This window comes from Streptosporangium sp. NPDC049376, from assembly GCF_044466505.1.
In the GTDB taxonomy this organism is placed as follows: Bacteria; Actinomycetota; Actinomycetes; order Streptosporangiales; family Streptosporangiaceae; genus Streptosporangium.
Map to the genome: position 1 here is coordinate 843,183 of NZ_JBITMT010000001.1, position 19,366 is coordinate 862,548.

The 19,366-nt window shown below is 73.6% G+C and carries 15 protein-coding genes; 1 reads left to right on the plus strand and 14 read right to left on the minus strand.

Translation table 11 applies throughout. The features are described from left to right. Positions 1–22 precede the first annotated feature (22 nt). From ACIBVQ_RS03840 to ACIBVQ_RS03900, 13 genes are read right to left on the minus strand one after another with little or no spacing between them, the layout of a single operon-like run. Positions 23–1,372 (minus strand): MFS transporter, encoded by a 1,350-nt coding sequence (locus ACIBVQ_RS03840; RefSeq protein ID WP_399175388.1) that lies wholly within the window; start codon positions 1,370–1,372, stop codon positions 23–25. After that, complete coding sequence (locus tag ACIBVQ_RS03845; protein WP_399175390.1) at positions 1,369–2,817, minus strand: FAD-dependent oxidoreductase; 1,449 nt, start codon at positions 2,815–2,817, stop codon at positions 1,369–1,371. The genes ACIBVQ_RS03840 and ACIBVQ_RS03845 overlap by 4 nt, the downstream gene beginning before the upstream one ends. Continuing rightward, complete coding sequence (locus tag ACIBVQ_RS03850) at positions 2,814–4,931, minus strand: molybdopterin oxidoreductase family protein (RefSeq protein ID WP_399175392.1); 2,118 nt, start codon at positions 4,929–4,931, stop codon at positions 2,814–2,816. The genes ACIBVQ_RS03845 and ACIBVQ_RS03850 overlap by 4 nt, the downstream gene beginning before the upstream one ends. After that, a complete protein-coding gene (paaI, locus tag ACIBVQ_RS03855) occupies positions 4,931–5,302 on the minus strand; it encodes a hydroxyphenylacetyl-CoA thioesterase PaaI (protein ID WP_399175394.1) in 372 nt (123 codons plus the stop codon). Before paaI ends, ACIBVQ_RS03850 begins: the two co-directional genes overlap by 1 nt. Positions 5,303–5,352: 50 nt before the next feature. Next, on the minus strand, positions 5,353–6,228 hold the full coding sequence (locus ACIBVQ_RS03860) for an SDR family NAD(P)-dependent oxidoreductase (protein ID WP_399175396.1): 876 nt from the start codon (positions 6,226–6,228) through the stop codon (positions 5,353–5,355). Continuing rightward, the gene (locus tag ACIBVQ_RS03865; RefSeq protein WP_352009121.1) at positions 6,225–7,499 is read right to left on the minus strand and encodes an MFS transporter; all 1,275 of its coding nucleotides are present in this window, start codon (positions 7,497–7,499) and stop codon (positions 6,225–6,227) included. Before ACIBVQ_RS03865 ends, ACIBVQ_RS03860 begins: the two co-directional genes overlap by 4 nt. Continuing rightward, complete coding sequence (locus tag ACIBVQ_RS03870) at positions 7,496–8,725, minus strand: AMP-binding protein (protein ID WP_399175400.1); 1,230 nt, start codon at positions 8,723–8,725, stop codon at positions 7,496–7,498. The genes ACIBVQ_RS03865 and ACIBVQ_RS03870 overlap by 4 nt, the downstream gene beginning before the upstream one ends. Positions 8,726–8,729: 4 nt before the next feature. After that, positions 8,730–9,743, minus strand: a complete 1,014-nt coding sequence (locus tag ACIBVQ_RS03875; protein ID WP_386189925.1) for a RimK family alpha-L-glutamate ligase — start codon at positions 9,741–9,743, stop codon at positions 8,730–8,732. Beyond that, positions 9,740–11,107, minus strand: coding sequence for a KamA family radical SAM protein (locus ACIBVQ_RS03880; protein WP_399175402.1), 1,368 nt, complete (start codon positions 11,105–11,107; stop codon positions 9,740–9,742). Before ACIBVQ_RS03880 ends, ACIBVQ_RS03875 begins: the two co-directional genes overlap by 4 nt. Positions 11,108–11,115: 8 nt before the next feature. Continuing rightward, a complete protein-coding gene (locus ACIBVQ_RS03885; RefSeq protein WP_399175404.1) occupies positions 11,116–12,816 on the minus strand; it encodes a class I adenylate-forming enzyme family protein in 1,701 nt (566 codons plus the stop codon). Next, positions 12,809–14,155: a flavin monoamine oxidase family protein gene (locus ACIBVQ_RS03890; RefSeq protein WP_399175406.1), complete on the minus strand. Its 1,347-nt coding sequence runs from the start codon at positions 14,153–14,155 to the stop codon at positions 12,809–12,811. The genes ACIBVQ_RS03885 and ACIBVQ_RS03890 overlap by 8 nt, the downstream gene beginning before the upstream one ends. Then, positions 14,152–14,379 carry a phosphopantetheine-binding protein gene (locus ACIBVQ_RS03895; protein ID WP_352009127.1) on the minus strand — a complete coding sequence of 76 codons (228 nt, stop codon included), beginning with the start codon at positions 14,377–14,379 and terminating at the stop codon, positions 14,152–14,154. The genes ACIBVQ_RS03890 and ACIBVQ_RS03895 overlap by 4 nt, the downstream gene beginning before the upstream one ends. A 7-nt stretch (positions 14,380–14,386) precedes the next feature. Then, the gene (locus ACIBVQ_RS03900; protein ID WP_399175408.1) at positions 14,387–15,907 is read right to left on the minus strand and encodes an amino acid adenylation domain-containing protein; all 1,521 of its coding nucleotides are present in this window, start codon (positions 15,905–15,907) and stop codon (positions 14,387–14,389) included. 178 nt (positions 15,908–16,085) lie between these two features. Here ACIBVQ_RS03900 and ACIBVQ_RS03905 point away from each other — a divergent pair, with 178 nt between their 5' ends. Then, positions 16,086–18,008, plus strand: coding sequence for an AfsR/SARP family transcriptional regulator (locus ACIBVQ_RS03905; protein ID WP_362916409.1), 1,923 nt, complete (start codon positions 16,086–16,088; stop codon positions 18,006–18,008). A gap of 145 nt (positions 18,009–18,153) precedes the next feature. Here ACIBVQ_RS03905 and ACIBVQ_RS03910 read toward each other — a convergent pair whose 3' ends face one another. After that, positions 18,154–19,341, minus strand: a complete 1,188-nt coding sequence (locus tag ACIBVQ_RS03910) for an MFS transporter (RefSeq protein ID WP_399175411.1) — start codon at positions 19,339–19,341, stop codon at positions 18,154–18,156. Positions 19,342–19,366 lie beyond the last annotated feature (25 nt).

A 19,366-nucleotide genomic window follows, 5' to 3' on the forward strand; every position in this document is an offset into this window, starting at 1 on the left:
CCGCTCCTTCCGGGAGAGGGGTTCAGATCAGGGCGTGGGCCAGGCTGGGGATTCGGGCCAGCACCCGGCGGCGGTAGAACCACCAGTTCGTGGCCAGGAACACGCCGTAGGCGGCCAGGAACAGGTAGAGCGCGACGTCCACGGAGCCGGTCCGCGAGAGGGAGACGGCGAAACCGCGCGGGATGAGGAAGCCGCCGAAGGCGCCGACCGCGGAGGCGATGCCGATGGCGGCCGCGGCCTCCCGCCTGGCGCGCAGCAGGGCCTGCTCGCGTTCCACGCCGTCGGCGACGTCACGTTCCGCCTGGGCGGTGAAGATCGCCGGGATCATGCGGTAGGTGGAACCGTTGCCCGTCCCCGAGGCGACGAACAGCACCATGAACGCGCCGAGGAAGAGCGGGAAACTGCGCGTGCCGAGTCCGGCGAGGGCACCGGCGGCGCCGGCGGCCATGGCGGTGAAGGACCAAGCGGTGACCCTGGCCCCGCCGTGACGGTCGGCCAGCCAGCCGCCGAGGGGGCGGGCCAGTGAGCCGACCAGGGCGCCGAGGAAGGCGGAGTAGGTGGTCGCGGCCTCGGGGAAGGTCGCCTTGACCAGCAGCGGGAACGCCGCCGAGTAGCCGATGAAGGAGCCGAAGGTGCCGATGTAGAGGAAGGACATGACCCATGTGTGTCCACGGCGGAAGGCACTGCTCTGTGAGGCGAAGTCGGCCCTCACCACGGCCAGGTTGTCCATGAACAGGTAGGCGCACAGGGCCGCCGCCAGGATCGGCACCACCCACACCGCACCGGCGTTGGCCAGGCCGAAGGCCGCGACGAGCGGGACCGTCAGCTGCACCACGGCCACTCCGAGGTTGCCGCCCGCCGCGTTCACGCCCAGCGCGAAGCCCTTACTCCGTTCCGGGTAGAAGTAGGAGATGTTGGCCATGGAGGAGGCGAAGTTCCCGCCGCCGAGCCCGGCTGTGGCCGCGGCCACGAGGAACATCCAGTACGGCGTGCGCGGGTCGGAGACCATCCAGGTCAGCAGCCCGGCGGGGACGAGCAGCAGGAGCGCGCTGGCCACGTTCCAGTTGCGCCCGCCGAAGGCCGAGACCGCGAAGGTGTACGGCAGCCGCAGTGCGGCGCCCACCAGGTTGGGCACCGCGACCAGCCAGAAGAGCTGGTCGACGTCGAAGGGGAAGCCCGCGGCGGGCAGCAGGACGACGACGGCGCTCCACAGCAGCCACACCGTGAAGCCGAGGTGCTCGACGACGATGGAGAACAGGAGGTTCCTGGTGGCGACGCGGCGTCCGGTCGCCGCCCAGAAGCCGGGGTCCTCCGGTTCCCAGTGGTCGATCCAGCGTCCGGTTCTGCGGGTCTTGGGGCGTCTGTCGTTCATGTCGGGGTTCCTGTCGTCTCGTGTGGATCGGCGAGGCGTCGTACTTTTGGCAGGCAGTCACCGCACCCCGTGCTCGCCCTGGTCGCGCGGACCAGCGCGGTCACGCCGCCGCCTGTGGCGCGGGCCGCGCGGGTCAGGTCGTCCTTGGTCACCGAGTTGCACCGGCAGATCACCGTGGAGCCGGGCAGGCGGGCGGGGTCGTCGTCGACGGCCGGTGGCGGCGTTCGTCCGAGCAGCAGGGCGAGTCGGTCGGCGGGTGCGGGCCACCCGGTGTCGTACAGCTGGGTCAGCGTCGCCCCGACGCCGGGCAGCCCGAGCACGATCGCCCCGGTCACCCGGTCGCCGTCGAGCGTCAGCTTGGCGTAGGTCCCCCTGGCGGGGTCGGCGTAGCCGAGCACCTCGGCCTCCCGGCTGTCCAGCCCGAGGTGCGAGGCGCCGAACACGGTGAGGTCGACGTCCCCGGCGCGCAGCCGGGTGACCGGAGGGCTCGCGCGGTAGCGTGCCGTGGGGTCGGCGCCGGTGAGCAGGTCGGCCAGCACCGCCGCCTGATCCCAGGCGGGCCGCAGCAGGCCGGACGGCGCGTCACCGGTCCGGGCGCAGTCGCCGACGGCGTGGACGTACGGGTCGGCGGTGCGCAGCCGGTCGTCGACCGGAACGCCCTCCGCCGAGCCCAGCCCGGCGGCGACGGCCAGGTCCGTCTCGGGGCGCACCCCGGTGGTCACCACCGTCAGCGCGGCCGGGACGAACGCGCCGTCCTCCAGCTTGACGCCCTCGTCCGGGTAGTGCCTGACCGCGGTCAGGCCGGTCACGACCCGTACTCCCGCCGCATGGCACAGCCGGGCCAGGATCATCCCGGCTGTCGGGTCCAGGTGGCGTTCCATCAGGTGGGGCGCGGGATGGATCAGCGTGACCCCGGCGCCGCGCCTGCCCAGCGCGAGCGCGGTCTCCACGCCGAGCACCCCGCCGCCGAGCACGGCGACCGGGACTCCGGGGCCGGTCACGGCCGCGATCCGCGCGCAGTCGTCCAGGCCGCGCAGGGTGGCCACGCCCCGCGCGGGCTCACCTCGCTCGCCGGTCAGCCCGCCGACCGGCGGCAGCCACGGCCTGCTGCCGGTCGCCAGCACCAGGGCGTCGTAGCCGATCGGAGGGCCGTCCGCGAGGTGGACCACGCGCGCCGCCCGGTCCAGCCGTACGGCGACGGCCCCGAGCAGTATCCGGACCCGGTTGTCCCGTGCCCACTCCCGTCCGTGCAGGGCGATGCCGTCGGCGGTCATCGTGCCGTCCAGCACGCCGGGCAGCAGCACCCGGTTGTAGGCGGGACGGGACTCGGCACCCACGACGGTCAGCTCGACCAGCTCGCCCCGTGGGTCGCGTTCCCTGACCAGCTCGGCCAGGCGGGCTCCGGCCATGCCGTAACCGACGACCACCACCCTGCGGGGACTCACGACCCCTCCTCGTGGGCGGGGATCTCACGGGCGGAGGATTCACGGGCGGGGGTGAGCCGTACCGCGCACGCCTTGAACTCCGGCATCCCGCTGACGGGGTCGAGCGCCGGGTTGCTGATCAGGTTGGCCCGGCCCGCACCGGGGAAGTGGAACGGCACGAACACCGTGTCCGGCCTGATCCCCGGCGCGCAGCGCACCTCGGCCTCGACCGCGCCCCGCCGTGAGACGACACGGGCCAGGTCGCCGTCGGCCAGCCCGGCCCGCCGGGCCGTGTCGGGATGCACCTCCACGTACGGCGCGGGCGCCGCTCTGACCAGTTCGGCGACCCGGCGGGTCTGCGCGCCGGACTGGTAGTGCGCGAGCGTCCGCCCGGTCGTGGCGACCAGCGGGTAGACGGCGTCGGGGGACTCGGCGGGTTCCCGGTGCTCGACGGGTGTGAAGCGCGCCCGGCGGTCGGGGTGGGCGAAGCCGTCCAGGAACAGGCGGGGCGTTCCCGGATGGCCGGGTTCCGGGCAGGGCCAGTGCGGTGTCTCGCCGGCTCGCAGCCGCCGGTGGCTGAGCCCCGAGTAGTCCGCCGCGCCGCCGCGGGAGGCCAGGGCGAGTTCCGCGAACACCTCCTCGGGATCGTCGGGGAAGCGCTCGGCGGGCTGCCCGAGCCGTACGGCGAGCTCCCGCAGGACGGTCAGGTCTCCGCGGACCCCCCCGGGGGGAGGTACGGCCCTGCGCCGCAGCAGCACCCTCCCCTCCAGGTTCGTCATCGTGCCCTCCTCCTCGGCCCACTGGGTGACCGGCAGTACCACGTCGGCCAGCAGCGCGGTCTCCGACGGGACGACGTCGGCGACGACCAGCAGGTCGAGGGCGGCGAGCCTGCGTGTCACGTGCGCGGCGTGGGGCGCCGAGACCACGGGGTTGCTGCCGAACAGCAGCAGAGCCCTCGGCCCGGTCGAGGTGCCCAGCGCGTCCAGCAGCTCGTAGGCGGAGCGGCCGGGACCGGGAAGCTCCTCGGGGGCGACGCCCCACACGGAGGCCACGTGCCGGCGCGCCGCCTCGTCGTCGAGGCGCCGGTAACCCGGCAGCTGGTCGGCCTTCTGCCCGTGCTCACGGCCACCCTGCCCGTTGCCCTGCCCGGTCAGGCAGCCGTAGCCGGAGCCCGTACGCCCCGGCAGCCCGAGGGCGAGTGCCAGGTTGATCCAGCCGGAGACGGTGTCCACGCCGTTGGAGTGCTGTTCGGTTCCCCGGCCGGTCAGGACGTAGGCGTTACGCGCCCCGGCGAGCAGCTCGACGGCGGCCCGCTGGTCGGCGCCCGCGACCCCGGTGACCCGTTCGGCCTCCTCGGGACGCCAGCGCGCGGCGACGCGCCACGCCTCGGCGAACCCGCCGGTCCGCGCGCCGACGTAGTCGTGCCGCAGGTGCCCCCCGGCGACCGCCGCGTGCAGCATGCCGAGCGCCAGCGCCAGGTCCGTGCCCGGCCTGGGCGCCAGGTGCAGTGAGGCCAGTTCGGCCGTCGCGGTGCGCCGGGGGTCGACCACGACGAGACCGCCGTGGTCCCTGGCCCGGCGCAGATGCCGGACGAACGGCGGCATCGTCTCGGCGACGTTGGCCCCGACCAGCATGACCGTCTCCGCCTCCCGCAGGTCGGTGACCGGGAACGGCAGCCCCCGGTCGAGGCCGAAGGCCCGGATGCCCGCCGCCGCGGCCGACGACATGCAGAACCGGCCGTTGTAGTCGATCTGCGAGGTGCGCAGGGCGACCCTGGCGAACTTGCCGAGCAGGTAGGCCTTCTCGTTGGTGAGGCCGCCACCGCCGAAGACGGCGACCGCGTCCGGCCCGTGCCGTTCACGCAGTTCCCGCAGCCGCCCGGCGATCAGGTCGAGGGCCTCCGGCCAGGTCGCGGGCCGGAGCGGCTCGTCCCTGCGGCGGCGGACGAGCGGGTGGGTGAGCCGGTCGGGGGTGTCGAGCAGCGCCGCCGCCGTCCACCCCTTCTGGCACAGGGCGCCCTCGTTCACCGGGAAGTCCCTGGGGCCGACCCGCGCGCCCGCCGGTGGGAGCGGAGTCAGGGTCATCCCGCACTGCAACGCGCAGTAGGGGCAGTGCGTCCCGGTGCTCGTGCTCATCACGACACTCCACCGGGCCTGCCGGAGACCGTCACGCTCTGGCCGCGGAACTCCGCGACGATCTCGCCGCAGGGGCGCCGCACGGTCACGTCGTAGACGCCCTGCCTGCCGTACCTGGCGCGTTCGACGGCCTCGGCGAGCAGTTCCTCACCGGCCTCGGCCGGGCGCAGGAACGTGATCTGCGCGCTCTGCGCCAGCGTGACCGGGCCGCGGGCGTTGCCGGCGTAGGCGAAGGCGGCGTCGGCCAGCAGGAACAGGTAGCCGCCGTGGGCCAGGTTGTGGCCGTTCAGCATGTCCTCGGAGATCCGCATCCGCAGCCGGGCCCTTCCCACGGAGACCTCCTCGACGGTGATGCCCAGGGAGCGGCACACGGCGTCTCCGGCGCCGCCCCCACAGCTGCCCCCACCGTTGGCCCCGCCGCTCACCGGGCCGTCCCGTCGGAGCCGGAGACCCAGGTCCCGGCCAGTTTCTGCACGGCGGAGCCGTCCGGGTCGGCGAGTTTGTGCGACAGGTAGGCGGTGACCCAGTCGCTGGTGGGGATGCGGAACGGCGGCGCCTCGGCGGTCAGCGCACGCACCACGACCTCGGCCACCTCCCAGCGGGACTGGCCCGCCCCCTCCCACCCCTGGCCGGTCACCCAGGCCAGGTAGTCGGAGAAGGTCTCCGCGTACGGTCCCGAGGCGGCGCGGACGGTCTCCCTGTTGACGCCGGGGAAGATCCCGAACCGGGTGCCGGGCACGAAGCCGGGCACGACCACGCCGACGCGGACCCCGTGCCGGGCGGCGACCGGGGCCAGGCTCTCCATGAAGCCCTCGACGGCCGCCTTGGCCGCCGCGTAGGCCTCGTTGAAGGGCTGCCCGACGACGCCGTGCACGCTGCCGACGGTCAGCAGGCGGCCCCGGCTGGCGCGCAGCAGCGGCATCGCGACCCGGCTGACGGCGACGACGCCGAAGAAGTTCACCTCCAGGTTGGCCCGCAGGGCCTCCAGGGTGGACATCTCCATGGTGGGGTCGAAGTTGGAGATCCCGGCGTTGTTGACCAGGGCGTCGAGGCGTCCGTGGGTCAGCCGTACCTCCCGCAGGCAGGTGTCGACGGAGCCGGCGTCGGTGACGTCGAGGCGTCGCACGTCCAGGGTGACCCCGGCCTGGCCGGCCGCCTCGCGCAACTCGTCCGCCCGGCCTGGGTCGCGCATCGTGGCGACCACGGTGAACCCGGCCCGCGCCGCGCTCACCGCGGTCGCCAGGCCGATGCCTGAGGAGGTTCCCGTGACCAGCAGGACTCCGCGCCGGGGCGTCACGACGCGCTCCCGGACAGCTGAGGCTCCTCCTGCTGTTCGGCGGCGGCCCGGTCGAGCAGCGCCTGGACGCCGGAGGCGGGCACGAAGGAGAGCGCGGCCAGCAGCGTGCCGCCGACCATGACGGCCTTGGCGGCGTTGAGCACGCCCAGGTCGCCGGTGAGCAGGGTGACCGCCAGTCCGCCCACGAGCGCGGCCAGCGGGATGACCCCCCACGTCGCGGTGCGGAAGGCCGCGTGTGTGACGCCCTGGTTGTCGGCCGTCATCCGCGACTGGCGGATCGGGGCGCTGCAGACGTTGATGCACGACATGAAGAAGCCGTAGCAGCCGAACGTCACCCCGATGACGGGCGCGGCGGGCAGCGCGGGTGCGGCGAGGATGCCCAGGCCGACCAGGCAGTGCAGCAGGAGCGCCCAGGCCAGCGTACGGCCGAGGCCGAGCCGGGCGCCGATCCTGGGCGCGACGAGCGCGCCGAGGACCGCGCCCACCGCCGCGGCCGACATCGCCGCCCCGAACACGCCGACCGGGACGCCGAGGCCCTGGTAGGCCAGCACCGGCAGCACCGTGACGAAGATGGGGCCGCCCGAGTTCAGCGTCACCGCGGCGATCACCACCCGGCGCAGCACCGGGTCGGTCCAGTTGAGCCGGAATCCCAGGACCAGCCGTGACCAGATGGAGCCGTGCTGGACGGTTCCGGCCCCCCAGGGCCGCATGGTGCGGAAGCAGGCGGCCGAGACCAGGTAGCTGGCGGCGTCCACGAGCAACGCGGCCACCCCGAGCGCGTGGTACAGGCCGGCGGCGATCGACGGGCCCGCGACCTCGGAGACGGTCCTGCTGCCCTCAAGCCGGGAGTAGGCCCTGACCAGCTTGTCCTCGGGGACGGTGGTGGGCACCGCGACGAGGTAGCCGACGTTGAAGAAGATCGTCGCCCCGCTGACCAGCGCCACGCAGACGAACAGCACCGGGGTGGACAGCACGCCGAGCCAGTACGTGACGGGCATGGCCGCCACGGCGGCCAGCCGTACGAGGTCACAGGCGACCAGGGTCCTGCGCCGGTCCCAGCGGTCGACGAGCACGCCCGCGACCGGCCCGAGCAGGGGGATGCCGAGGTACTGCGCCATGGCGACCACGCCGACCTCGAACGGCGAGGCGTGCAACGCGAAGATCATCAGGGTGGGCACGACGAACACCGTGATGCGGTCACCGACGAGGCTGATCGTCTGGCCGCCCCAGAACAGGTTGAACTCCCGGCCGAGGGAGGTCCTCGGCCTCACGGCTCCTCCCGCACCACGAAGGAGGCGGTCTTGCCGGTGCGTTCGTTGCCGACCAGCGCGTCGGCGGCCGTGACCCGGAAGGACCCCGGGTCGTGCTGGAAGGCGGTGCTGATGGTGAAGGTCGAGGACATGAGGTCCTCGCGCAGCCGTACGGCCAGGCCCTCGGGAGCGTTCGGGGCGGTGAGCAGCAGCACCTCGACGGAGGAGACCCGGCCCCACCGCTCGTTGACCAGGATCTGCGCCCGCAGGACGCCGGGCTCCCGTTCCGCCCGCGCGACGATGTCGTCCACGTGGAGCCCGAGTCCGCGCACCTGCACCACCGAGTCACGGCGGCCCAGGATGCGCAGCGCCCGGTCGGGCCTGCCGCACTCGCACGTCGTGAACCGTCCGGCGTCGCCGGTCCGGTAGCGAAGCACCGGGTTGAGCATGTCCGGGTTGAGGGTGGTGAAGTCCAGCAGCTCGTCCTGGTCCACGTGGACGAGCTGTTCGGGCAGCAGGTGGAAGACGTCCGCCGGGCAGTCGGGGGTGTTGGTGCCCGCGACCCAGGTCTCGGTGCTGCCGAACATGCCCCAGCGGCGCGCGTCCGGCGCGACCTCGGCGAGGTCCTCGTCGAGCTGCGGGTGCCAGGCCTCGCCGAGCCAGAGCACCTTGCGCAGCGCGGGCAGGCGGATTCCGGCCTGCCTGGCGTGCGCGAACCACAGCCGCAGCACGCTCGGGGTGCCGCCGAACGCGCTCACGCCCCTGGCGGCGAAGAACGACAGCCAGTCGCCGTACTCCGGCGCGGAGACCGAGCCGAGGGCGATGACCTCGCAGCCGGACAGGTCGGCGAAGGCGGCGGCCAGGAAGTGGGCGCCCCACATCCGGCCCGCGCCCCAGCCGTTGACGAAGACGTCGTCGCGCCCGAGCGGTCGCCACTGCTCGTGGACGCCGCGCATGTAGAACCCGGTCGGAGCGTGGCCGACCTTGGGCTCTCCGGTGCTGCCGCCGCTCTGGAAGAGCCAGGTCGCGCCGTGCTCCGCCCGGGGCCTCAGGTGCGCCAGGGCCACGTTGAGGTCGTCCTTGACCAGCGGGGGCAGCGCGGCGAGGTCGTCGAGGGTGAGCACCTTGCCGTGGCCGGCGTAGCGCGGCGCCAGCGCGGGCACGTCCCTGAGCCGTTCCAGGGAGCGCCGTGCGACGTCGAGGCGGGGCTCGGCGGCCTCCGGCGGCAGGGAGAACGATTCGGTCATGTCGTCACCGGCTTTCGTGGGTCGTCGAGGAGTCCCGCGTCATCCAGCGGGCGTGGGCGTCCCGGTAGGCCGTCCAGCGCGCCCGGGTGACGTCCCGCTGCACCGCCCGGCCCGGGTCGCCGAAGTCGGGGGCGATCACCCCGTCGGGTTCGAGCTCGGAGAACCAGAACCGTTCGCCGTCGTGGAGGAAGTCGACGCAGAAGAACGGGATGGGCAGTTTGCGGTGGAAGTAGGCCGTCGCCTCCGCCAGTTCGGGCGGGACGGGTGCGAACTCCATCGCGCCGCCCCGGCTGGCGTTGGCGACCGGCGACCCGGCCTCCGGGGTCCGCTTCAACACCGCGTACGGCCTGCCGTCCACGACGTAGACCCGGTAGTCGACCGTGCCGTCGCCGAGGTAGGGCTGGAGCACGAGGGTGGTGTCGCCGCCCTGCGCCAGGCTGGCCAGGCCTCTGACGTCCTCGGGGCCGCGGGCCAGGTTGACCCCGCCGCCGCCGCACCACCCGGCGGGCTTGACGATGGCCGGGTAGGTGAGGCCGTCCAGCGCCACCTCGTACAGGTGTTTGCCCACGTCCCGTCCGCTGCCGACGCGGATCGTGGGGATCGGCGGGATGGGGGAGTCGTGCAGGTGCAGGACGGTGGCGAGCTTGTCGTTGGCGATCGGGGACAGCCACGGCGGGAACGGCAGGTAGAAGCCGGCCTGTTCGAGCACGGCGTACAGGCCGTACTGGTTGAACACGTCCATGTCCTGGTAGGGCAGCGAGTACAGCGCGGTGATGAAGAGCGTGTCCTGCGGGGTGACGAGCTCGTCGTCCACATAGACGCGTGGCTTGCCGGGTTCGAGGCCGTCCACGGTCACCGCCTCGGGGGCATGCCTGGTCCAGGTCAGGCCGAGCTCCTCGGCCACCTCGGCGTACATGTCCCAGAAGTAGTGGCGCCACATGGCGCCGGTCCTGGACGACTCCCGGTCGGGGAAGATCCAGCACATACGACGCAGTGTGCTCTCGGGGGGCAGGGTCATCGTCGTCCCTCTCCTCGGGCCCACCAGAGGCGGCCCGGCTCGGGCAAGGTGTCGATCGGGTCGTAGAAGGGGAAGCGGTCTCCCGGGGCGGAGGGCCCGTCCCGGCCGGGGCCGACCCCGTGGTTGCCGGTCCAGTGGGAGACGCCGCGTTCCCGGTCGTACTCGGCGACCTGGTGCACCCAGCGTTTGCCGACGTACGGCACGTCGCACACGATCCGTGGCGTCGCGTAGCCGGGCAGGTAGCCCATGAGGGCCTCCTGGAGGCGCTGCGCCTGGTGCAGCGGCGTCCGCCAGTGCTCGGCGTTGGGGATCATGTCGCAGAGGTAGAAGTAGTACGGCAGGATGCCCGCCTCGCCCTGCAGGGCGAAGCACAGGTCGAGCAGGTCGGCCTGGGTGGCGTTCACCCCGCGCAGCAGCACGCCCTGGTTGCGCACGTCCCGCACACCCGCGTCGAGGAGGGCGCGGGCCGCCTCGGCCACCAGCGGTGTCACCGAGCGCACGTGGTTGGCGTGGGTGTGCACGGCCAGGTTCACCCCGCGGGCGCGGGCGACGGCGGACACCCGGCCGACTCCCTCGACCACGTCCGGCCGCAGCCAGTGTTGTGGCAGGCCGACCAGCGCCTTGGTCGCCAGCCGGATGTCCCGTACGGACTCCAGTTCGAGCAGCCGCAGCAGGAACGCCTCAAGCCGGGGCCAGGGCACGTTGGCCACGTCACCGCCGGAGACCACCACGTCCCGCACGCCGGGGGTGCGCTTGAGGTAGTCCAGCATCAGCTCCTGCCGGTCGACCGGCCTGAGGGCGAGGCCGGCCTTGACGACCTGCGGGGTCGAGGTGCCGACCAGGTCCATCCGGGTGCAGTGCCCGCAGTACTGCGGGCAGGTGGACAGCAGCTCGGCCAGCACCTTGGTCGGGTAGCGGTGGGTCAGGCCCTCCACGGCCCACATCTCCGCCTCGTGCAGCGAGTCGCGCCGCGCGAGCGGGTGGCTCGGCCACTCGGGGTGGCGGTCGGAGCAGACCGGCAGCATGTAGCGGCGGACCGGGTCGGCCAGGAACGCCTCGGTGAAGGAGGCGGGGCCGGTCACGGCGTCCGGCGCCATCACGTTGAGCAGCTGGGGGGTGAGCAGCGTCGGCATGGTCGCGAACCGCTGCGCGTCGGCGGCCAGGTCGGCGTAGAAGGACTCCTGGAGCAGGTCGCCGACGACCGCGCGCAGCTGCGCGGCGTTCTTCACGCAGTGGGCGCGCTGCCACTGGGCGTCGCGCCACAGGTCGTCGCCGACGCCGCGCCAGCCGGGCAGCCGTCGCCAGTCGGGTTCCACGAGGGGCCGCCGCGTGTAGACGTACGGCCGGGAGGCCTCGCCGTTCATGCGGAGGATCACCCGGCCAGCAGCGTCGCGTGCCGGGTGCGCAGTTCGCGCTTGAGCACCTTGCCGGTCGGGCCGAGCGGTACGTCCGCCTCGTCCCGCGCGACGACCACCGCGGCGAGCGTGGCCAGGCCCGCCTCCGCGAGGGCCTTGTTGGCGCGTTCCCGCACCTCGTCGGCGGTGACGTCGCCTGCCTCCGCCTGGAGGACGACCACGGCGATCGGGCGCTGTCCCTCGCCGGGCCGTCCCGGCACGCCGATGACCGAGCAGTCCTGGACGAGGTCGGCGCAGTCGGCGATGAGGACCTCCTCGACCGGCAGGCTGTAGACGGGGCCGTCCACGGTGTCGATGACGTCCATGGTCCGGTCGAGGTGGTAGAAGTTGCCCTCGCCGTCCCTGCGGGCCACGTCCCCGGTCAGCCAGTAGCCGTTGAGCTCGAAGCTTCCGGTCAGCTTCGGGTCGTTCCAGTAGCCGGGGGTCCTGGAGGGGGTGATGACCGCCAGCAGGCCGACGGTGCCGTCGGGTACCTCCTCACCGTCCTCGTCCAGCACCGCCGCGCGGGTCACGGCCTCCTGCGCCTTGCCGACGCAGCGGTCGTTCCTCGGTGTCTCCGGCGTGGTGACCTGGCCGAACAGCGCCATCCCCATCTCCGAGGAGCCGAGGCCGTCGACGAACTGGGAGCCGGGCAGCGGCCCGTCGGAGGCGGCCCCGCCGGGCAGCAGCCACGGCTTGATCAGGCCCGCGGGCCGTTCGCCGAGCCGTACCAGGCGCCTGATGTGCCCGTGGTGCGCGCTGTCGCCGGTGTTGAACCAGGAGTGCACCTTGGCGGCGCCCTTGACGGGCAGGTCGCCGGTGGCCAGTTCGACGAACGTCCTGGGGAAGGAGGCCAGCATCGTCGGCTGGAAGGCCTCCATGACCGGTTCGACGGCCACGCGCCGCCAGTCCGACATGACGACGGTCGGCAGCCCGAGCAGCACCGCGGTGAGGAAGTAGCTCAGCCCGCCCGCGTGGGTGTGCGGCATGAGCGACATCAGCCTGTCGTACGGCTCGGCGGGGAAACGCACCATCCTCGGCTGTTTGCCGTCCCAGAACTGCAGGTGACCCAGGATCGTCGACTTGGGGACGCCGGTGGTGCCGGAGGAGTGGATCAGCCCGACGACGTCGTCGGGGGCGTGCCGGTAGGGCTCGCCGGCAGGCGTGCCGGAGCCCGCGTCGTGGGCCCGCACCTCGGAGGACGGCGCGACGAACCTGGGCCGCTCCCGCGGGTTGTTCCGGTAGGCGGCCTGCAGCCGGGTCGTGTCGTCGGCGACGACGCCGACGGCCCCCACGTGAGCGAGGTAGCCGGCCATGATGTCGGGCCGCATGGCGTCGTTGACCATCGCCGGGACGGCGCCGAGGGAGGTGAGCGCCAGGAAGTGGATGAGGGGTTGGAGCCCCTCGCCGACCACGACGCCGACCGGCTCGCCGGGCCGTACGCCGTTGGCCCGGTACCACCCGGCGTAGCGGTCCCGCAGCGCCGCCAGGTCGGTCAGGCTGTGGCCGCGTAACACGACCCGGCCGAGGTGGTCGTCGTGGTGGCTGTAGACGAAGGGGACGTCCCGGTTGGGGTTGGCGGCCAGGGCGTGGTCCAGGAAGTTGCCCGCGCCGAGTCCCGGCTCGGTCATCAGCCTCCGCCGGACCTCCAGGGGGGCGATCGAGGTGGTCTCAGACATGCTCGTCTCTCCTGTCGTAAGTCGTGATCACTTCTGCGGCGACGCGGTGACCCGACCGGATGGCACCCTCCATCAGGCCGAAGAACTCCGTGCTCGTCTCGGTGCCGGCCCAGTGCACCCGTCCGTGCGGGGTGACCAGGTGCGGGCCGAGCCGTGTCCAGTCCCCGGGGCCGAACAGGGCCGCGTAGCACCCCCGGCTGTAGTCCTCGTTGACCCAGTCGGTCACGTGGAAGCCGGTCGGCTCCGGCAGCCCGGGGAACAGCCGCGCAGCCTGCTCGAACGCCCGCGCGCGTTGCTCGCCGGGGGACAGCCGGGCGAAGTCGTGCGCCTGCCTGCCGGTCACGAAACCGGTCAGCACGCCGATCGCGCCGTCGGGCGGCGAGTCGTCGACCGTGGACAGCAGCGGCCCGCGCGCGTTGACCGACCAGCCGGACAGGCCCCATTCGCGCCAGGCCGGGCTCGGATAGACCAGGTGCACCTTGACCGCGCAGCCGGGCGCCGTACGCCCGCCGGAGCGGGGGACCGGCAGCGCGGGGTGGTGGTCGACGGCGTCGGCGAGCGACGGCGGCACCGCGACCACCACGGCGCGGGCCCGCAGCGAACCGGCCGTGGTCGTCACCGTCACGCCCTCGTCGTCCTGGTGGACGGCGCGGACCGGCTCGCCGAGCCGTACCCGGTCGCCGAGCCGTCCGGCCAGCAGTTCGCACAGCCGGTGCGCGCCACCGGCGACGCGGTCCTCCTGCGCGCCGCCGGCGAAGGCGTTGAGATAGCGGACCCCGCCGCCCGAGCGCAGGTAGAACCCCATGTGCAGGACCGAGACGTCCCGGGGGTCGGCGGCCATCATCTCCCCGAGGAACAGCGGGAAGAACAGCCGCGCGTCGGGGTGACGCAGGTGCTCACGCGCCCACTCGTCCGCGGTCGTCGCGTCCAGCCGTACGGCGTCCGCCGACAGCCAGGGCGCGTCGGCGCGCACCGCGCGGGTCAGCTCGTCCAGCGCGTCGAACAGCTCGCCGAGCGCGACCGCCGACAACGGAGGGAACCGTCCGGGCCTGGTACGGCCGTCGCCGTCGTCGCCGAGCGCGAAGCGGCTGTCGCCGGTCATGGCGGTCGGCGTGGTCCGCAGGCCCACCTGCGCCATCAGGGCGGTCAGCGCGGTGTGCCGTTCCCCCAGGTAGGCGGCGCCCGCGTCGATCCAGCTGCCGGGGGCGGCCTCGACGCCGTGGACACGGCCGCCGACCCGTTCGCGTGCCTCGACGACGGTGACCTCGACGCCCCGCGCGGCCAGGTCGGTCGCGGCGGTGAGCCCGGCCAGGCCCGCCCCGACCACGACGACGCTCATGCCATGCTCGCGATCTTCTTGGCCAGGGCGTCCGGCGTCGGGGCGGTCATGAAGTCGTCGAAGTCCAGCTCGACCCCCCAGGACCGGGCGACCGCGCTCAGCACACGGGTGGCGAGTAGCGAGTCTCCACCCATGACGAAAAAGTCAGAATCGGCCCTTACATCGTCATTTTCCAGCACACGCCGGAATATGTCGGAGATGGCGTCTACGTTCATGGAATGCATTGCTCCTTCAATTGGCTGAGGACGCGTATCGCCGGTGCGAACCCGCTCGATCGACCTTTCCGCTGGCCGTATAGGCGAGTTCGGGAACGACGGTGATCCGGCTGGGCACCAGATGACCGGGCACCCGGTCGCGCAGATAGTCCAGGACGTCTCCGGCGAGCGTCGGGGCGTCGGCGGGCGAGCGGGGCACGACGTAGGCGGCGAGCGTCGTGTGGTCGGCGACGGTCGCGCCCGCGACCGCCACCGCGCCCACCCTCGGGTGGCCGGAGATCTGGGCCTCCACCTCGCCCGGATCGACCCGGACACCACGGACCTTGAGCTCGTGGTCGAGCCGTCCCTCGTGGACGAGCGTCCCGTCTTCGGCCCGGCTCACCCGGTCGCCGGTGCGGAAGCAGCGCTCGGGGCCCTCGCCCAGGTCCGCCTCGGCGAACCGTTCCGCGGTCGCCTCGGGCAGGTCGCGGTAGCCGAGCGCCAGCGAGGGGCCGCCGACGAGCAGTTCGCCGTCCCCGGTGACGTGCTGGCGGACATGGGGCAGGGGGCGCCCGATCGGGACCCGTTCCCCCGCCGTCCACGGCCGGTCCCTGCGGGGCGCGAGCGGGCCGTGCAGGTCGACGGCGTGGGTGATGAGCGTGGTCTCCGTGCACCCGTAGGTGTTGACCAGCCGGATCCCGTCGGTGCCGAGCGCGCACCAGTCGGCGAGCCGTACGGGGCTGACGGCCTCCCCGCCGATGACGACCGTCCGCACGCAGGCCGGCAGCACGGCCCGCTCCTCGGTCAGGTGGCGCACCAGCTCGTGCCAGAACGCCGAGGGGAGGTCGAGCAGGGTGATCCGCTCGGTCTCGATCATCCGTAGCAGCCGGGGGAAGGAGCCCGAGTGGGCCCGCTCGTCGAAGACCAGCGCCGCCCCCGTGGTGAGCGCGGGCAGGATCTCCTCCAGGCAGGTGTCCCAGTTCGGCGACGCGAACTGCAGCACCCGGTCCTCGGGGGTCAGCCCGAACAGGGTCCGCAGCTCACCGGTCACGGTGGAGACGGCCCCGCGCGGGGTCACCACGGGCTTCGGCGCCCCCGTTGAGCCGGAGGTGAACAGGACGTACGCCGGGTCGTCGGCGTCTGCGGTGCCCCCCGTCCCGGGCACGGCCCCCGGTACGGCCTCCCCGGGAGAGGGGAGGGCGAGCGCGCGCACTCCCGGCGGTGCGGGCGCGTCCGGGTCGGGGGTGAGCAGCAGGCGGCACCCGCTCGCCGCCAGCAGCGCCCGCCGCCTGGGCTCCGGGTGCGCCGGGTCGACGGGGCAGTACGTGCCGCCCGCGGCCAGGACGCCGAGCAGGGCGGCCACGGTCGCCGCCGAGTGCGAGGCGACCACCCCGACCGTCCCGGGGCGGGGGCCGAGCCGCCCGGCCGTCGCGCGGACCCACGCGGCGAGCTCGGCGTAGGTGAGGGGGTGACCGTTGTCCGCCGTCGCGAGCCGTTCCGGATACCGTTCGGCCGCGTCCGCGAACGCCCTTATCACGTCGGGATGCGAATAAGGCACTCTTGCCTCTTTCTGAGTTAACACGCCAAATGGTGTTTTGCAGTGAATTCGAGGGATCGCGTTCATGCTGTCGAGGAGCGCTGGATGTGGACTTGATGCGGCCTGGATTTCGGCTGGACTACATCTCGTGTTTCTCGCATGGCTGCCTGTGACAACGATGTGACAGACGGAGAGCGAAATGTCAGAAAGGTGCCTGGGGCACGTTCTGAAAATCGGGCTGCTCGGAGCGGTCCAGGCGCGTTGCGAATGCCGGGAGGTCCCCCTCGGCCCGCCTCGGCAGCGAGCGGTGCTGGCCCTGCTCGCACTGGAGGCGGGCCGTACGGTCCCGATGGAACGGCTGATCAGAGGTTTATGGGGGGAGCGGGCACCGGCGGGGGCGCGGGGCCTGGTCCAGGGATACGTCTCGCGGCTGCGGCCGGCCCTCGCCGGGATGGGCGTCACGATCGCCTACGCGCCGCAGGGCTACCTTCTCGAACTCGCGGCCGAACAGGTGGACGTCCACGAGTTCCGGATTTCGGTCACCAGGGCACGCTCTCTCGACACCGACGAGGCGCAGGCCGTCGCCCTGCGGCGCGCCATCGCGCTGTGGCGGGGGGAGCCCCTGACCGGAGTCTCCGGAGGTGAGCTGCTCGACGGGCTGCGCGAGACCCTCACCGAGGAACGGCTGGCCGCCACCGAGGAGTGCCTGAACGCCGAGGCGCGCGCGGGCCACGCCACGGTGCTGATCCCCGAACTGATCGCGCTCGTGGCCGAGCACCCCTTCAGGGAGGGACTGGTCGGCCTGCTCATGCTGGCCCTGTGCCGGGCGGGCCGCAGGGCCGACGCCTTGGAGCGATACGAACGCACCCGGCGCCGTCTCGTCGAGGAACTCGGCCTCGACCCCGGCCCTGAGCTGCGGCAACTGCACCAGACGATCCTGCGCGGCACCGTACGCGGGACCGGGACCGTTCTTCTGCCGTCCGCCGAGGCGGACGCGGTCCCCGCCCAGCTGCCCGCGGAACCCGGCCAGTTCACCGGCCGCGCCGCCGAACTGACCCTGCTGGACTCGGTCGTGACCGGTGACGACACGGTGGCGATCTCGCTGGTGACCGGCACGAGCGGCGTCGGCAAGACCGCCCTGGCCGTCCACTGGGCGCACCGGACCCGCTCCCGCTTCCCCGACGGGCAGCTCTACGTCGACCTGCACGGTCACTCACCGCGACGGCCGCTGCGCCCGATCGAGGTCCTCGGACGGTTCCTGCGCGCGCTGGGCGTTCCCGCCGAGCGCGTGCCCGGCACCGTGGAGGAGGCGGGCGCGGTCTACCGCAGCCTGCTCGCCGACCGCAGGGTGCTGGTCGTGCTGGACAACGCGGGCAGTGTGGAGCAGGTCCGTCCCCTCCTGCCCGGCGGCAGGCGCTGCGCCACGGTGGTCACCAGCAGGGAACACCTGGCGGGCCTCGTCGCCAGGGACGGCGCGGTCCCGGTCCCGCTCGGCGTGCTCGCCTCGGACGAGGCGGTCACCCTGTTCGGCAAACTCCCGGGCGGCGAACGGTTGTCGGCGGAGCCCGAGGCGGCCGGGGAACTGGCCAGGGCCTGCGGTTACCTGCCGCTGGCGCTGCGCGTCGCCGCGGCCGACGTCGCGGGCGGGCCCGTGGGGGAGACGGCGGGCCGGGCCCGCAGGCTCGCCGGCGCCAGGCTTTCCGTGCCCGCCGCCGGGGAGGCGCGTGAGATCGCGCGCGGCGCGCTCGACAGCTCCTACCGCCACCTCGACCCGCCCGCCCGGCGTCTGTTCCGGCTGCTCGGCATGGTCCCGGGGCCCGTCTTCACCGCCGAGGCGGCCGCCGCGCTCGCGGGCACGCCCCCGGGCGAGGCCGACCGCCTGCTGTACGGCCTCGCCGCCGCGGGGCTCGTCGAGGAGACCGAACCGGGCCGCTACGCCCTCCACGACCTGGTCCGCGAGTACGCCCTCGAACGCGCCTGGGCCGAGGACCCCGAACCCGAGCGCGCCCGAGCCCTGGACGCCCTGCTGGCCTGGTACCTGCGCGCCGTCCGTGAGGCGGGCGAGGAGGCCTGCCTCGCGGAGGCCGCCACCGTACCGGCGCACATGACCGCCGTCCTCTGAGCGGGCGTTTGCTCTCGTGGGCTCTGTCCGGTTCGTGTTCGGGTGCCGCGCCAGGCCGGGGGTGTTCGACGGCGAGGCGGCGGGACACGGACCGAGGTGAGGAGCGGGCGCCCGAAGCCGGCAGATCCGGATCGGCTCGCGTTCCTCACCGACGGGTGACCCCGGCGGTCACGGACAGCCAGGCGAGCGCGGCCAGCGCCAGCGCCGTCGCGACGGCGAACGTCGTCCCCGTTCCGGCCGGCATCGTCAGCCCGCCGACCGCCGTGCCCGTGCTGATGCCGAGATAGATCGCCGATGAGTTCAGCGCCACCAGCAGCGGCGCCTGAGCCGTCGCGGCCTCGATCAGCCGGTACTGCTGCGGCGGGGTCTGGCACCAGCTCGCCGCGCCCCACGTGACGGCCAGCAGGGCGACCGCGGCGGGTGCCCGCACGCCCGTCACGGCCAGCAGCGTGAAGGCGGCCATGGTCACGGCCATCAGCGTGTAGCCGGTGGCCAGCGTCCTGACCGGGCCGATCCGGTCGGCGGCGAAACCGGCGGCCAGGTTCCCCGCGACGGCGCCGAGGCCGTAGGCGGACAGTGCCCACACGGCGCCGGAGCCGGTGACGCCCAGGGCGCCCAGCGCCGGGACGGCGAAGGCGTAGGCGGTGTAGGCGGCGGCCATGCCCAGGGCCGTCAGCGGCAGCACCACGGCGACCCCGGGCCGGCGCAGCGCCGCCAGCCTGGTCCGCAGCGGCACCGGGACGCCTCCGGGAAGGGGCGGCGTCAACGCGCCCGCGGCCAGCGCGGTCACCAGGCACAACGCCGCCACCAGGCCCAGGGCGGCCCGCCAGCCCATCACCGCGCCGATCGCGCCGCCGAGCGGCACGCCCAGCGCGGTCGCCACCGTCAGGCCGCCGACGACCACGGCCAGCGCCCTGGCCCGCAGCTCGGGACGGACCAACGCCGCCGAGACCGCCCCGGCGGTCGGGGTGTAGGCCGCCGCGCCGACCGCCGCAAGCACCCGGGTGACCAGCAGCGACGGCAGATCCGGCGCCAGTGCGGAGCCCGCGTTCGCCACCGCCAGCAGCACCAGCGCCGCCACCAGCAGCGCCCGGCGCGGCAGCCGCGCGGACACGGTCGCGACCACCGGCGCCGAGAGCGCGTAGGCCGCGGCGAACACCGTCACCGCCTGCCCCGCGCCCGCCGTCGAGGCGCGCAGCGAGGCGGCGACGTCCGGCAGGAACCCGGCCAGGACGAACGCGTCCGTGCCCACCGCGAACGTTCCCAGAGCCAGCACCCACGTCCGGCCCAGGCCGCCGAGGGCGGCCGGTCGCGATATCGAGACATTTGACATCCCGATTTACCTTTCAATGAGGCCC